This is a genomic window from Orrella sp. JC864, from assembly GCF_037026685.1.
GTDB lineage: Bacteria > Pseudomonadota > Gammaproteobacteria > Burkholderiales > Burkholderiaceae_B > Orrella.
Genome location: NZ_JBANET010000002.1, coordinates 171735 through 185853, shown reverse-complemented (window position 1 = coordinate 185853; position 14119 = coordinate 171735). Strand labels below are relative to the sequence as shown.

13 protein-coding genes are annotated in these 14119 nt (G+C 66.6%); 2 read left to right on the top strand and 11 right to left on the bottom strand.

The features are described from left to right. Positions 1-21: 21 nt before the first annotated feature. The 4 genes from V8Z80_RS02610 to uvrB all read right to left on the bottom strand — a co-directional run bounded on the left by V8Z80_RS02610 (position 22) and on the right by uvrB (position 4790). Complete coding sequence (locus V8Z80_RS02610; protein ID WP_155193520.1) at positions 22-1233, bottom strand: IscS subfamily cysteine desulfurase; 1212 nt, start codon at positions 1231-1233, stop codon at positions 22-24. A gap of 40 nt (positions 1234-1273) precedes the next feature. Continuing rightward, positions 1274-1816: a Fe-S cluster assembly transcriptional regulator IscR gene (gene iscR / locus V8Z80_RS02605; protein ID WP_155193522.1), complete on the bottom strand. Its 543-nt coding sequence runs from the start codon at positions 1814-1816 to the stop codon at positions 1274-1276. 182 nt (positions 1817-1998) lie between these two features. Continuing rightward, positions 1999-2490, bottom strand: a complete 492-nt coding sequence (locus V8Z80_RS02600; RefSeq protein ID WP_155193524.1) for a low molecular weight protein-tyrosine-phosphatase — start codon at positions 2488-2490, stop codon at positions 1999-2001. A gap of 257 nt (positions 2491-2747) precedes the next feature. Then, complete coding sequence (gene uvrB, locus V8Z80_RS02595) at positions 2748-4790, bottom strand: excinuclease ABC subunit UvrB (RefSeq protein WP_155193526.1); 2043 nt, start codon at positions 4788-4790, stop codon at positions 2748-2750. A gap of 70 nt (positions 4791-4860) precedes the next feature. Here uvrB and V8Z80_RS02590 point away from each other — a divergent pair, with 70 nt between their 5' ends. Together V8Z80_RS02590 and lexA are read left to right on the top strand one after the other, a co-directional pair. Next, positions 4861-6066 carry an amino acid aminotransferase gene (locus V8Z80_RS02590; protein WP_155193528.1) on the top strand — a complete coding sequence of 402 codons (1206 nt, stop codon included), beginning with the start codon at positions 4861-4863 and terminating at the stop codon, positions 6064-6066. 104 nt (positions 6067-6170) lie between these two features. Further along, positions 6171-6821, top strand: a complete 651-nt coding sequence (gene lexA, locus V8Z80_RS02585) for a transcriptional repressor LexA (protein ID WP_336060897.1) — start codon at positions 6171-6173, stop codon at positions 6819-6821. A gap of 33 nt (positions 6822-6854) precedes the next feature. Here the strand turns inward: lexA and V8Z80_RS02580 are convergent, their stop codons facing one another. The 7 genes from V8Z80_RS02580 to V8Z80_RS02550 all read right to left on the bottom strand — a co-directional run bounded on the left by V8Z80_RS02580 (position 6855) and on the right by V8Z80_RS02550 (position 14088). Beyond that, positions 6855-7241, bottom strand: coding sequence for a S4 domain-containing protein (locus V8Z80_RS02580; protein WP_155193531.1), 387 nt, complete (start codon positions 7239-7241; stop codon positions 6855-6857). 104 nt (positions 7242-7345) lie between these two features. Continuing rightward, positions 7346-9805, bottom strand: coding sequence for an endopeptidase La (gene lon, locus V8Z80_RS02575; RefSeq protein WP_336060896.1), 2460 nt, complete (start codon positions 9803-9805; stop codon positions 7346-7348). 262 nt (positions 9806-10067) lie between these two features. Beyond that, the gene (gene clpX / locus V8Z80_RS02570) at positions 10068-11375 is read right to left on the bottom strand and encodes an ATP-dependent Clp protease ATP-binding subunit ClpX (protein WP_155193535.1); all 1308 of its coding nucleotides are present in this window, start codon (positions 11373-11375) and stop codon (positions 10068-10070) included. Positions 11376-11438: 63 nt separating this feature from the next. Continuing rightward, the gene (clpP, locus tag V8Z80_RS02565) at positions 11439-12095 is read right to left on the bottom strand and encodes an ATP-dependent Clp endopeptidase proteolytic subunit ClpP (protein ID WP_155193537.1); all 657 of its coding nucleotides are present in this window, start codon (positions 12093-12095) and stop codon (positions 11439-11441) included. Beyond that, complete coding sequence (tig, locus tag V8Z80_RS02560; protein WP_155193539.1) at positions 12095-13405, bottom strand: trigger factor; 1311 nt, start codon at positions 13403-13405, stop codon at positions 12095-12097. The genes clpP and tig overlap by 1 nt, the downstream gene beginning before the upstream one ends. Before the next feature lie 273 nt (positions 13406-13678). Further along, complete coding sequence (locus tag V8Z80_RS02555; protein ID WP_155193541.1) at positions 13679-13810, bottom strand: entericidin A/B family lipoprotein; 132 nt, start codon at positions 13808-13810, stop codon at positions 13679-13681. Between the two features lie 17 nt (positions 13811-13827). Then, positions 13828-14088 (bottom strand): hypothetical protein, encoded by a 261-nt coding sequence (locus V8Z80_RS02550; protein ID WP_155193543.1) that lies wholly within the window; start codon positions 14086-14088, stop codon positions 13828-13830. Positions 14089-14119 lie beyond the last annotated feature (31 nt).

The following is a 14119-nucleotide window of genomic DNA, read 5'->3' as shown; positions in this document are numbered from 1 at the left end:
GGCCGGCCCTTGTGCGCGCGGTCAGTGGGCGGCCCACTGCACCGAGTTCAGATCGATGCCCTCCTGGGCCATTTCCCACAGCGGCGACATCTCGCGCAGCTTGCCCACGCGGCTGGCAAGCAGCTGCGCGGCGAAATCGATCTCCTGCTCGGTCGTGAACCGGCCGATGGTAAAGCGGATGGAGCTGTGCGCCAGCTCGTCGTTGCGGCCCAGGGCGCGCAGCACGTACGAAGGCTCCAGGCTGGCCGACGTGCAGGCCGAACCGCTGGAGACGGCAAGCTCCTTGATCGCCATGATCAGCGACTCGCCCTCGACGTAGTTGAAGCTCACGTTCAGGTTGTGCGGCACGCGGTGCTCGAGATCGCCGTTGACGTAGATTTCCTCGATGCCCGACAGGCCCCGCCACAGGCGGTCGCGCAGCATGCGGATGCGCTCGTTCTCGGTGGCCATTTCTTCGCGGGCCAGGCGGAAGGCCTCGCCCATGCCCACGATCTGGTGCGTGGCCAGCGTGCCGGAACGAAAGCCGCGCTCGTGCCCACCGCCGTGGATCTGCGCCTCGATGCGCACGCGCGGCTTGCGGCGCACGTACAGCGCGCCGATACCCTTGGGCCCGTAGGTCTTGTGGGCGCTGAAGGCCATCAGGTCGACCTTGAGCTTTTGCAGGTCGATGGCGACCTTGCCGGTGGCCTGGGCGGCATCAACGTGGAAGATCACGCCCTTGTCGCGGCAGATCTGCCCGATCGCCTCGATGTCCTGGATGACGCCGATCTCGTTGTTGACCATCATCACCGAGGCCAGGATGGTATCCGGACGCAGCGCCGCCTCGAACGCGGCCAGGTCCAGCAGGCCGTTTTCCTGCACGTCGAGATAGGTGACCTCGAAGCCCTGGCGCTCGAGTTCGCGACAGGTGTCCAGCACCGCCTTGTGCTCGGTCTTGACCGTGATGATGTGCTTGCCGCGCTCGGCATAGAAATTGGCCGCGCCCTTAAGGGCCAGGTTGTCGGACTCGGTGGCGCCCGAGGTCCAGATGATCTCGCGCGGATCGGCGTTGACCAGCGCGGCCACCTCGGCGCGCGCCTGCTCGACGGCTTCCTCGGCCGCCCAGCCCAGCGCATGGCTGCGCGAGGCAGGGTTGCCGAAGTTATCGAACAGCCACGGCACCATCTTGTCGACCACGCGCGGATCGACCGGCGTGGTGGCCGAATAATCGAGATAGATGGGACGAGTCGTCATGTTCATGCTCCTAGCTTTTTCGATTCGGCGGCCGTATCGCTCAGGCAGCCGCCCGCGCGGCGCGCGGGCGCTCGGCGGCAGTAGAGGGATTGGCGGCGGCCGGGCCGATGCGGTCCATGCGCACCGAGCAGGCCTTCTCCTGGCTGGCTTCCTGCAGCTGGCGCAGGCGCTGCTGGTCGACCAGGTCTTGCAGCGAAACCGAATCCAGGTAGTCGACCATCTTGCGGTTCAGGGTGGCCCAGAGCTCGTGCGTCATGCACTTGCCCGGCTTGCCGTCGTTGCCGCTGGTACAGTCCCGCTTGCCGCCACAGCTGGTGGCGTCCAGGGGCTCGTCCACGGCGAAGATGATGTCGGCCACGGTGACGTTGCGGGCCAGGCGGGCCAGCGAATAGCCGCCGCCGGGGCCGCGCACGCTTTCCACCAGCTCGTGGCGGCGCAGCTTGCCGAACAGCTGTTCGAGATAGGACAAGGAGATGTTCTGGCGCTGACTGATCGCCGCCAGCGTGACCGGCCCGCTGTGCTGGCGCAGGGCCAGGTCGATCATGGCAGTAACGGCGAAGCGCCCTTTCGTGGTCAGCCGCATGGGATTTTCCTTTCAAACGGCAGGAGCACGATTCCGCGCCCTGCCCGCCCAATACCTGAGCAATTGACTCAAGTATAGCAAATTCCCGACTAATTTGCTTGGGTACGCAGCCAATAAAAAACGCGCCGTAGCGCGTTCGAGGCGGGACGCCGGAAGACCCGGCGCCCTGGCCGCCCGCTGGTTCAGGCGGCTTGGTACTGGGTGGCCCGCTTGCGGACCAGCTCCAGCACGCCCTGACAGGCGTCTTCCAGGTAGTCGAGCACCTTGCCGAAGCCTTCCGGACCGCCGTAGTAGGGGTCGGGCACGGTGGCCTCTTCGAATTCGTTGGCAAAGCGCATCAGCAGCATCAGCTTGTGCTGGTACTGCTTGGGACATTGCTGCTGCAAGGCGGCAAGGTTTTCCCAGTCCATGGCAAGGATCAGGTCGAATTCCCGGAAGTCCTCGGGGCGGACCTGGCGCGCCTCGCGGCGCGTCATTTCATAGCCGCGCTTGCGGGCGGCAGCCAGGGCGCGCGCATCCGGCGCCTCGCCGACATGGAAGCCGTGAGTGCCTGCCGAATCGACGTTGACGACGTCGGAAAGCCCGGCGTCGGCAACCAAATGGCGAAACACGCCCTCTGCGCTCGGCGAGCGACAGATGTTACCCATGCAAACGAAAAGAACCTTGGTCATCATGTCCATAAGTGTGCGGGAAAACCCGCAACAAGGCAAGCTTTTTTTGCAGGTGCGCAAAAAGGGGGCCCGACCCTGGAATAAGCATAAATCCTATTAAAAACAGGGACTTGGAAGTGACTTAAAAAATTCATAAAGCAAAAAAGCCGCGTTGCGGCCCAGGATGCGGGCCGTCGCGGTGCAGTGCAAAAACCCACTTTCCGCAGCCTGCTGCACCACACGGACTGTTACATGCACCATTTCTGTGCACAGACGCGGCCCTACTCCACCGAAGCCTGCGCCCCCGGCCCCAGCAGCGCCTGCTCTTTCAGGCGGTTCAGGGCATCGCGCGCGGCGGCCGCCTGCTCGAACTCCAGGTTGCGCGCGTGATCCAGCATCTGCTTTTCCAGCCGCTTGATCTCGCGGGCCAGCGCCTTTTCGTCGCTGAGCAGCGACAGCGGCAGGTCGGCCTGCTCGCCGGCGGCCGAGTGAGGCGCCACGATGCCGTCGATCATCTCGCGCACCGCCTTGCTGACGCCGCGCGCCACGATGCCGTGCGCCTCGTTGAAGGCCAGCTGCTTCTCGCGCCGGCGCGCCGTCTCGTCCATTGCCCGGCGCATCGAGTCGGTGACCCGGTCGGCGTACAGGATGGCGCGCCCGTTCAGGTTGCGCGCCGCCCTGCCGATGGTCTGGATCAGGCTGCGCTCCGAACGCAGGAAGCCTTCCTTGTCGGCATCCAGGATGGCCACCAGCGACACCTCGGGGATGTCCAGCCCCTCGCGCAGCAGGTTGATGCCCACCAGCACGTCGAACGCGCCCAGGCGCAGGTCGCGGATGATCTCCACGCGCTCGACGGTATCGATATCCGAATGCAGGTAGCGCACCTTGACCGCATGCTCGCTGAGAAAGTCGGTCAGGTCCTCGGCCATGCGCTTGGTCAGCGTGGTGACCAGCACCCGCTCCGATTGCGCCACGCGCAGCTTGATCTCGCCCAGCAGGTCGTCGACCTGCGTGCGCGCGGGCCGTACCTGCACGACCGGATCGACCAGCCCGGTGGGCCTGACCACCTGCTCGACCACGTTGTCCGAATGCTCCTGCTCGTAGGCCGCCGGCGTGGCCGAGACGAACACGCACTGGCGCATGCGCGCCTCGAACTCCTCGAGCTTGAGCGGACGGTTATCCATCGCCGAGGGCAGCCGGAAACCATACTGCACCAGGGTTTCCTTGCGCGAGCGGTCACCCCGGTACATCGCGCCGAGCTGGCCGATGGTGACGTGGCTCTCGTCGATGAACATCAGCGCGTCGGCCGGCAGGTAATCGATCAGCGTGGGCGGCGGCTCGCCCGGGGCCGCGCCCGAAAGGTGGCGCGAGTAGTTCTCGATGCCCTTGCAAAAGCCCAGCTCCTGCAGCATCTCCAGGTCGAAGCGGGTGCGCTGCTCAAGGCGCTGGGCCTCGACCAGCTTGCCCTGGCTGACGAAGAAATCCAGCCGCTCGCGCAGCTCTTGCTTGATCGATTCGATCGCGCGCAGCACCGTATCGCGCGGCGTCACGTAATGCGAGCCCGGATAGACGGTAAAGCGCGGCACCTTCTGGCGCACCTTGCCGGTCAGCGGGTCGAACAGCTCGAGGGATTCGACCTCGTCGTCGAACAGGGTCAGCCGCAGGGCCAGCTCGGCGTTTTCCGCCGGGAAGATGTCGATGGTCTCGCCGCGCACCCGGAAAGTGCCGCGGGTGAAGTCGGCATCGTTGCGCGTGTATTGCATGGCCACCAGGCGCGCGAGCACCTCGCGCCGGCCGATGCGGTCGCCCGCGCGCAGGATCAGCACCATCGCATGGTAGTCGGCGGGGTTGCCGATGCCGTAGATGCACGAGACGGTGCCCACGATGACGGTGTCGCGGCGCTCGAGCAGGCTCTTGGTGGCCGACAGCCGCATCTGCTCGATGTGCTCGTTGATGGACGAGTCCTTCTCGATGAACAGGTCGCGCGTGGGTACGTAGGCCTCGGGCTGGTAGTAGTCGTAATAAGAGACGAAGTACTCGACCGCGTTGCGCGGGAAGAACTCGCGCATCTCGGCATACAGCTGCGCGGCCAGCGTCTTGTTGGGCGCCAGCACCAGGGCCGGGCGGCCCAGCTGCGCGATGGTGTTGGCCATGGTGTAGGTCTTGCCCGAACCGGTCACCCCCAGCAGGGTCTGGCACATCAGGCCGTCGCGCACGCCCTCGACCAGCCGGGCGATCGCGCCGGGCTGGTCGCCCGCCGGCGGATAGGGCTGGTACAGGTGAAAGGGGCTGCCCGGGTAGTCTACGAATCGGCTATCGCTCATGCTAGACTGCGTAAGGGTAAACCCCTCATTATCCCCCTGCGTCCTGTACGCGTCCACCTCCATCCCGTTCATGAGCTCTCCTTTCGCCTCCGTCGAACTCGCCCCCCGTGATCCCATTCTCGGCCTGACCGAGCAATACAACGCAGATACCCGCCCCGGCAAGGTCAATCTGGGCGTGGGCGTGTACTACGACGACCAGGGCCGCATCCCGCTGCTGCAAAGCGTGCGCCGGGCCGAGCAGGCCCGCCTTGAGTCGGCCTCGGCCCGCGGCTACCTGCCGATCGAAGGCATCAGCGGCTACAACCAGGGCGCCCAGGCGCTGCTGCTGGGCAAGGACTCCCCCCTGGCCGCGCAGGGCCGCGTGCTGACCACCCAGGCGCTGGGCGGCACGGGCGCGCTCAAGATCGGCGCCGACTTCCTGCGCAGCATCATGCCCGGCGCCAAGGTCGCCATCAGCGACCCCAGCTGGGAGAACCACCGCGCGCTGTTCGAGCGCGCCGGCTTCGAGGTGGTCACCTACCCGTACTACGACGCCGCCACGCGGGGCCTGAACTTCGAGGGCATGCTGCAAGGCTTGCGCGCCCTGCCCGAAGGCAGCATCGTGGTGCTGCATGCCTGCTGCCACAACCCCACCGGGGTGGATCCCACCCTCGACCAGTGGGGCCAGATCATCGAGGCGGTCAAGGCCCGCAAGCTGGTGCCCTTCCTGGACATCGCCTACCAGGGCTTTGGCGACGGGCTGGAACAGGACGCCGCGGTGGTGCGCAGGATGGCCGCCCAGGACATGACCATGCTGGTCAGCTCCTCCTTCTCCAAGTCCTTTTCGCTGTACGGCGAGCGCGTCGGCGCGCTGACGGTGGTCGCCGGCAGCCAGGAAGAAGCCGCCCGCGTGCTCAGCCAGCTCAAGCGCACCATCCGCACCAACTACTCCAACCCGCCCACGCACGGCGCCAGCGTGGTGTCGGCGGTGCTGAACTCGCCCGAACTGTTCAAGCTGTGGGACGAAGAGCTGGCCGGCATGCGCGAGCGCATCCGGCTGATGCGCCGCCAGCTGGTGGACAAGCTCAAGGAGCACGGCGTCACGCAGGATTTCGACTTCGTCCTCAAGCAGCGCGGCATGTTCTCCTACTCGGGCCTGAGCGCCGAGCAGGTGGGCCGCATGCGCGAAGAGTCCGGCGTCTACGCCATTCCCACCGGCCGCATCTGCGTGGCCGCCCTGAACAGCGGCAACATCGATGCGGTGGCCAAGGCCATCGCCGCCGTGCTGAAACAGTAGGCCCGGCCCCGGCGCGGCGGCCCGCCGCGCCGGTACCGAAGGCTTGCAAAGCCTGGCAGCCTCGGTCACAATCGAGCCTGTATACATATACAGTGCGATTCGCGATGGCTACCAAACTGACTGCCCGACAGCAGGAAATCCTCGATCTCATCCGCCAGGCCGTGGCCCGTACCGGGTTTCCGCCCACGCGGGCCGAGATCGCGCAAGCGCTGGGCTTTCGCTCGGCCAACGCGGCCGAAGACCACCTCAAGGCCTTGGCCCGCAAGGGCGCCATCGAGCTGACCGCCGGCGCCTCGCGCGGCATCCGCCTGGTCGCCGAGCGGCCCGAACCGGTGCAGGCCATGCTGCCCCACCCGGCGCTGGCGCAACTGATGCTGCCGCTGGTCGGCCGCGTGGCCGCGGGCAGCCCCATCCTGGCCACCGAACACGTCGAGCGCGAAATCGGCGTCGATCCCGGCCTGTTCGACCAGCCGCCCGACTACCTGCTCAAGGTGCGCGGCCTGAGCATGCGCGATGCCGGCATCCTCGAAGGCGACCTGCTGGCCGTCAAGCGCGCCAGCGAAGCGCGCAACGGCCAGATCGTGGTGGCGCGGCTGGACGACGAAGTCACCGTCAAGCGGCTGTCCCGCCAAGGCGGCAAGCTGCAGCTGCTGGCCGAAAACCCCGACTTCTCGCCCATCGAGGTCCGGCCCGGACAGGATTTTGCCCTGGAGGGCATCGCGGTGGGCCTGATTCGCACCCAATCGCTGCACTGAGCCTGCACCTGAACGGCACTGCTGCGATGCGGTTCAACCTTGCCTGTAGCGGTCCAGGTCGCGGCGCTCGCGTTTGGTCGGGCGGCCCGCCCGGCCCTGGGCCGGCTCGCTCCATAGCCGGCGCTGCTCCGCCCTCTGCTGCCGGGCAGCCACGCTCGATGCCGTTTCCTCGTACAGGCCACGGGCCACGGTCGCCGAGCCGCGCTTGTCGGCCAGCCCGGTCACCGTCACTTCCCACTGCTCCTGCACGCCCACGATGGCCAGGCGATCACCTGGCCGCACCGCGCGCGAAGGCTTGGCCCGGGCGCCGTTGGCCTGGACCCGGCCTGCCTCCACCGCTGCGCTCGCCAGCGAACGCGTCTTGAAAAATCGCGCCGCCCACAACCATTTGTCCAGGCGGACGCTACCTTCCTGTTCCATGTTTTCCTGCCTGCGCCCGACGGCGCGGCTGGCGACCCTTCGCGCAGCCTGCCGGCAGCCGCCCCCTTGGGGGGAGCGGCTGCCGGCGGCCTTGGACGGCCTCGCTAGTGCTTGATCACCGTATCGGTGTCGCCACTGCCCTTGGCGGCGGCCACGACCGGTTCGGCCTTGACCTCTTCCTCGGGCAGCGGCTCGGGCACACGCTCCAGGGCACGCTCGAGCACCTGGTCGATCCAGCGCACCGGCACGATTTCCAGGTGGTTCTTGACGTTGTCCGGGATCTCGGCCAGGTCCTTGACGTTTTCCTCGGGAATGAGGACCGTCTTGATCCCGCCGCGGTGCGCCGCCAGCAGCTTTTCCTTCAGGCCGCCGATCGCCAGCACCTCGCCGCGCAGGGTGATCTCGCCCGTCATGGCCACGTCCGCACGCACCGGAATGCCCGACAGCGCCGAGACCATTGCCGTGGTGATGGCAATGCCGGCCGAAGGACCGTCCTTGGGCGTGGCGCCCTCGGGCACGTGCACGTGCATGTCGCGCTTCTCGAACACGCTGTCGGCAAACCCGAGCCGGCGGGCCCGGGCGCGGACCACGCTGCGCGCGGCCTCGACCGATTCCTTCATGACGTCGCCCAGCGAGCCGGTGCGCTGGATCACGCCCTTGCCCGGCATGTCGGCCACCTCGATGGTCAGCAGGTCGCCGCCCACCTCGGTCCAGGCCAGGCCGGTAACCTGCCCCACCTGGTTTTCCTTTTCGGCCATGCCGAAGGTGTAGCGGCGCACGCCCAGGTAGTCATGCAGGTTCTCGCCGGTCACGAGCACCTGGCTGACGGGCGTCTCGGCCTTGCGGACCTCGCCGGTTTCGGTGGTCTGCGACTGCGTGAGCAGCTGCTTGACGACCTTGCGGCAGATCTTGCCGATTTCGCGCTCCAGCGCGCGCACGCCCGCCTCGCGGGTGTAGTAGCGCACGATGTCTCGGATCGCCGATTCGTCCACCGCCAGTTCCTGCTCCTTCAAGCCGTTGTTCTTCATCAGCTTGGGCAGCAGGTGCTCGCGGGCGATGTGCACCTTCTCGTCCTCGGTATAGCCGGACAGGCGGATCACCTCCATCCGGTCCAGCAAGGCCGGCGGGATGTTAAGGGTATTGCTGGTGGCCACGAACATCACGTCGGACAGGTCGAAATCGACCTCGACGTAGTGGTCCTGGAAGGTGTGGTTCTGCTCGGGGTCTAGCACCTCCAGCAGGGCCGAGGCGGGGTCGCCACGGAAATCCATGCCCAGCTTGTCGATCTCGTCCAGCAGGAACAGCGGGTTGCGCACGGCCACCTTGGACATGTTCTGCAGGATCTTGCCCGGCATCGAGCCGATATAGGTGCGCCGGTGGCCGCGGATCTCGGCCTCGTCGCGCACGCCGCCCAGCGCCATGCGCACGAACTTGCGGTTGGTGGCGCGGGCGATGGACTGGCCCAGCGAGGTCTTGCCCACGCCGGGAGGGCCGACCAGGCACAGGATGGGCGCCTTGACCTTGTCCACGCGCTGTTGCACGGCCAGGTATTCGAGGATGCGCTCCTTGACCTTCTCCAGGCCATAGTGGTCGTCGTCCAGCACCTTCTCGGCGTTGGCGATGGAATTGTTGACCTTGCTCTTCTTCTTCCAGGGAAGATTGATGACCGTATCGATGTAGTTGCGCACCACGGTCGCCTCGGCGGACATGGGCGACATCAGCTTGAGCTTCTTGAGCTCGGCATCGACTTTCTTGCGCGCCTCCTTGGGCAGCTGGGCGGCCTGGATCTTCTTTTCCAGCTCTTCGATGTCAGCGCCTTCCTCGCCCTCGCCAAGCTCCTTCTGGATGGCCTTGACCTGCTCGTTGAGGTAGTAGTCGCGCTGGCTCTTTTCCATCTGCTTCTTGACGCGGCCGCGGATGCGCTTTTCGACCTGGAGGATGTCGATCTCGGTCTCGAGCTGGGCCAGCAGGGCTTCCAGGCGTTCGGACGTGCCGAACACCTCGAGCATCTTCTGCTTTTCCTCGAGCTTGAGCGGCAGGTGCGCGGCGATGGTGTCGGCCAGGCGGCCGGCATCGTCGATGCCCGCCAGCGAGGTCAGGATCTCGGGCGGGATCTTCTTGTTGAGCTTTACGTATTGCTCGAACTGGGCCACGATCGCGCGGCGCAGGGCCTCGGTCTCGGCGCCGGCCTGGGCTTCGGGCGCGATGGGCACGACCTCGCAGCTGAAATGCGACTCGGCATCGTCCACGCGGGTGATGCGCGCGCGCTGCGAGCCCTCGACCAGCACCTTGACGGTGCCGTCGGGCAGCTTGAGCATCTGCAGGATGCCGGCGACGCAGCCGATCTCGTAGACGTCTTCGGGAGTGGGGTCATCCTTGCCGGCGGACTTCTGGGCCACCAGCATGATGCTTTTCCCGGCTTCCATGGCGGCTTCCAGCGCGCGTATGGACCGGGGACGGCCGACGAACAGGGGAATGACCATGTGCGGGAACACGACCACGTCCCGCAGCGGCAGCAGCGGAAGGTCGATCGGTTCGGAGGGCAGGGTCTGGCTGGCAGACATGATGGGCTTCCTTCAAGAAATTGCAGCGTTTCGGAAGCGGGAGGGGCCGGGCGACGACGCCCGCATTCCGGTCATACGTCCCATATGAAGACGATAGCCCAAAAAACAAGTTCCGGGCTGTGCCGCAGGCCAACAACCCTGCCGCAGGCAGGGTTGTCGGGCCCACCGCTGTGGTCTTTTTGCATTATGGAAAACGCCGCCGGCACGCCGGCCCGGGCGGCGCCGGGGCCCGCCCGCGGCAGGGGCTCGGGCGGGGCAGGCCTCAGGCGGCCGCGTCGCGCACCTTGCCGTGGCCGGCGTCCTTGGCAGGCGCCTTCTCGGCAGCCTCGTCGGCGTAGATCAGCAAGGGCTTGCCGCTGCCTTCGATGGCGCTGTCCTCCAGGACGACGCGGCTGACGTTGCCTACGGTGGGCAGTTCGTACATGGTGTCCAGCAGCGCGGATTCAAGGATGGAGCGCAAGCCGCGCGCGCCGGTCTTGCGCTTGAGCGCCTTGCGGGCGATGGCGCGCAGGGCCTGCGGGCGCACGTCCAGTTCGGCCCCTTCCATGGCGAACAGCTTCTGGAACTGCTTGACCAGGGCGTTCTTGGGCTCGGTCAGGATGCTGACCAGGGCGTCCTCGTCCAGCTCGCGCAAGGTGGCGACCACGGGCAGGCGTCCGACCAGTTCGGGGATCAGGCCGAACTTGATCAGGTCCTCGGGCTCGACTTCGGCGAACATCTCGCCCACCGAGCGCTCGGCCTTGGTGCTGACCGAGGCCGAGAAACCGATGCCGGATTTTTCGGTGCGGCCGCGGATGACCTTCTCCAGCCCGTCGAAGGCGCCGCCCACGATGAACAGGATGTTGGTGGTGTCGACCTGGACGAAGTCCTGGTTGGGATGCTTGCGCCCGCCCTGCGGCGGCACCGAGGCCACCGTGCCCTCGATGAGCTTGAGCAGTGCCTGCTGCACCCCCTCGCCGGAGACGTCGCGGGTAATGGACGGGTTGTCCGCCTTGCGCGAGATCTTGTCGATCTCGTCGATGTACACGATGGCCCGCTGGGCCTTCTCGACATCGTAGTTGCAGTTCTGCAGCAGCTTCTGGATGATGTTCTCGACGTCCTCGCCCACGTAGCCGGCTTCGGTCAGCGTGGTGGCGTCGGCCATCACGAACGGCACGTTAAGCTGGCGGGCCAGCGTCTGGGCCAGCAGCGTCTTGCCCGAGCCGGTGGGCCCGATCAGCAGGATGTTGCTCTTGGAGAGCTCGACCTCGTCGCCCTTGATCTCGCCATGCCGGATGCGCTTGTAGTGGTTGTACACCGCCACGGCCAGCATGCGCTTGGGCGCATCCTGCCCGATCACGTACTGATCCAGGAAGCGCTTGATCTCGGCCGGGGTGGGCAGCTCGGAACGTATGGCCGCCCGCGCCGAAGCCTGCGCTTCCTCGCGGATGATGTCGTTGCAAAGGTCGATGCACTCGTCGCAGATGAACACCGACGGGCCGGCGATCAGCTTGCGGACCTCGTGCTGGCTCTTGTTGCAGAAAGAGCAATGCAGCACCTTGGCGTCGGCCGATCCTTTCTTTTCGGGCATATGCGTCTAAAAATGGGGTTGAGCGGCGCGGACCGCGGTCCGCCCGCGTTGACAACCGCGGGATCAGGTTTCCTGAGCCCGGCTGGTGAGCATCTTGTCGATCAATCCATACGATACCGCATCTTCCGCCGACATGAAGTTGTCGCGTTCGGTATCGACTTCGATGCGCTCGATGGGCTGGCCGGTGCGCTCGGAAAGGATGCGGTTCAGGCGGGCGCGCAGATCGAGAATCTCGCGCGCCTGGATCTGGATGTCCGAGGCCTGGCCCTGGGCGCCGCCCGAGGGCTGGTGGATCATGATGCGCGAATTGGGCAGCGCAAAGCGCTTGCCCTTCTGGCCGGCGGCCAGCAGGAAGGCGCCCATGCTGGCGGCCAGGCCGGTGCACAGCGTGGAGACCTCGGGCTGGATGAACTGCATGGTGTCGTAGATGGCCATGCCCGCATAGACCGAACCGCCCGGCGAGTTGATGTAGAACGAGATGTCCTTCTCGGGGTTCTCGGACTCCAGGAACAGCAGCTGGGCCACCAGCAGGTTGGCCGAGTTGTCATGCACCGGCCCGACCAGGAAGATCACCCGCTCCTTGAGCAGGCGCGAATAGATGTCGTAGGCGCGCTCGCCGCGCCCCGACTGCTCGATGACCATCGGAATGTAGCCCAGGCCGGTAGGCGTCACCGACTCGCCACCGTACAAGGACGCATAGAAATCGGTGAATCGTCGCATCAGGCGGTTCCCATCAGTTGGTCGAACGGCACTTTTTCCTCGGTGACCTTGGCCTTGGACAGCACGTGCTCGACCACGTTGTCCTCGAGGACCACGGCCTCGATCTCGGCGCGGCGCTGGCGGTCCGACAGGTAGTAGCTCACCACCTGGGCGGGCTGCTCGTAGCTTTGCGCGAATTCCTCGATGCGGGCCCGCACCTGCTCGGGCTTGGCCTGCAGCTGGGCCTGCTTGACCAGTTCGGAGACCACCAGGCCCAGGCGCACGCGGCGCTCGGATTCGCCGGCGAAGGCTTCGGCGGGGATGGGCACCGACTCGGCATTGGGCACGCCGCGCTGCTTGAGCTCTTCGCGCGCCGAGGCGATGCGGCTTTGGGTGTCGTTCTCGACCAGCGCCTTGGGCACCTCGAAGGTGCTGGCCTGGGCCAGCGCGTCCATCACGCTGGTCTTGGTGCGGCCCTGGGTGCGCTGCTTGACCTCGCGCTGCAGGTTGGCGGCGATGTCGGCGCGCAGCTTCTCGATGTCGCCCTCGGCCTGGCCCAGCGACTTGGCGAACTCGGCGTCCAGCTCGGGCAGCACGGGTTCGGCCACGTCCTTGATGGTGATGGCGAACTCGGCGGTCTTGCCGGCCACTTCCTGGCCCGCATAGTCGGCCGGGAAGGCCAGCGGGAAGGTCTTGGTCTCGCCGGCCTTCATGCCGCGCACGGCGGTCTCGAACTCGGGCAGCATGCGGCCCTGGCCCAGCACGAAGGGAAAGTCCTCGGCCTTGCCGCCTTCGAAGGGCACGCCGTCCAGGGTGCCGACGAAGTCCAGCGTGACGCGGTCATCGTCCTGGGCGGCGCGGTCGGCGCGGCTCTCGTACTGGGCGCGCTGCTTGCGCAGGATGCCCAGCGTGCGCTCGACCTCTTCCGGGCCCACTTCGGCCACGGCGCGCTTGACTTCCAGCGTGGACAGGTCGGGCAGCTGCACTTCGGGATAGACCTCGAACTCGGCCGAGAACGCCAGGGTGCCCTCGGGCACGCCTTCGGTCTTGGGCTCGAGCTTGGGCGTGCCGGCCACGCGCAGCTTGGACGCATCGATGGCCTGCTCGAAAGCGCGGCCGACCTGGCTGTTGATCACGTCATAGCGGATGCCGGGGCCGTGGCTGCGCTCGATCAGCGACAGCGGCGCCTTGCCGGGGCGAAAGCCCTGGATCTTGGCGGTGCTGGCCACGCGCTTGAGCTGCGCCTGCACTTCCTTTTCGACATCGGCCAGCGAGACGGCCAGATCAACGCGGCGCTGGAGGCCGGAGAGAGTTTCAACCACAGGCTGCATGAAAAACCTATTCCCAGAATTGATCGCGCTTGCGCGAGGATTGATAAGACCGCCACTTCGCGACGATCAGCGGAAGTGGCCTCCCGCGCTGCCGCCTGGCCCGGCACGCCCGGCCGGCGGCGCAGCAAAATAAACAGGCGGACGGCCTATGCAATCGGCATGCGCGGGTGCGTAACAGGTCATTTTACCGGAAACTGAAAGCCGCCTGGGCCGCGCCCGAGCATCGGGGCGGCCCAGGCGGCCGGCAGGCGTTTCGCGCGCGCGGACGGCGGCCTAGCGGTTGGCCGCGCCCTGGATTTTTTCGCCCCCGCGCTCGATGTCCCGCCCCGCGCCGTCGACGGTGTTGCAGCCGGCGGCGACTGCCGACGCGGCGACCAGCATAGCGAGTATGGCCTTTCTCAACATGACTGCTCCTTCTTGGATTATGCAGCGGACGCTGCGAACGGGCCCGCCGGCGCGGCCGGCGAGTTGGCCGCCTCCCGCGCCAGCGAATTAAAAACCTTGAAGCCCTCGGAGGCGGCCTTGGCCGCCGAGGCGTAGCGGTCGGACGAGCGCAGCCGCTCGGCCGGCACGCCGGGCCGCGCATCGGTCACGTCCACTTCCCAGTAATAGCCGCTGCCCCGGTGGGCGCAAAGCTTGAGCACGGCCTTGCGTCCGGCGCTCTCGCGAACAGATAGATCCATGCGTGCCCTCGCCTGCGTCCTGGTTTTGCCG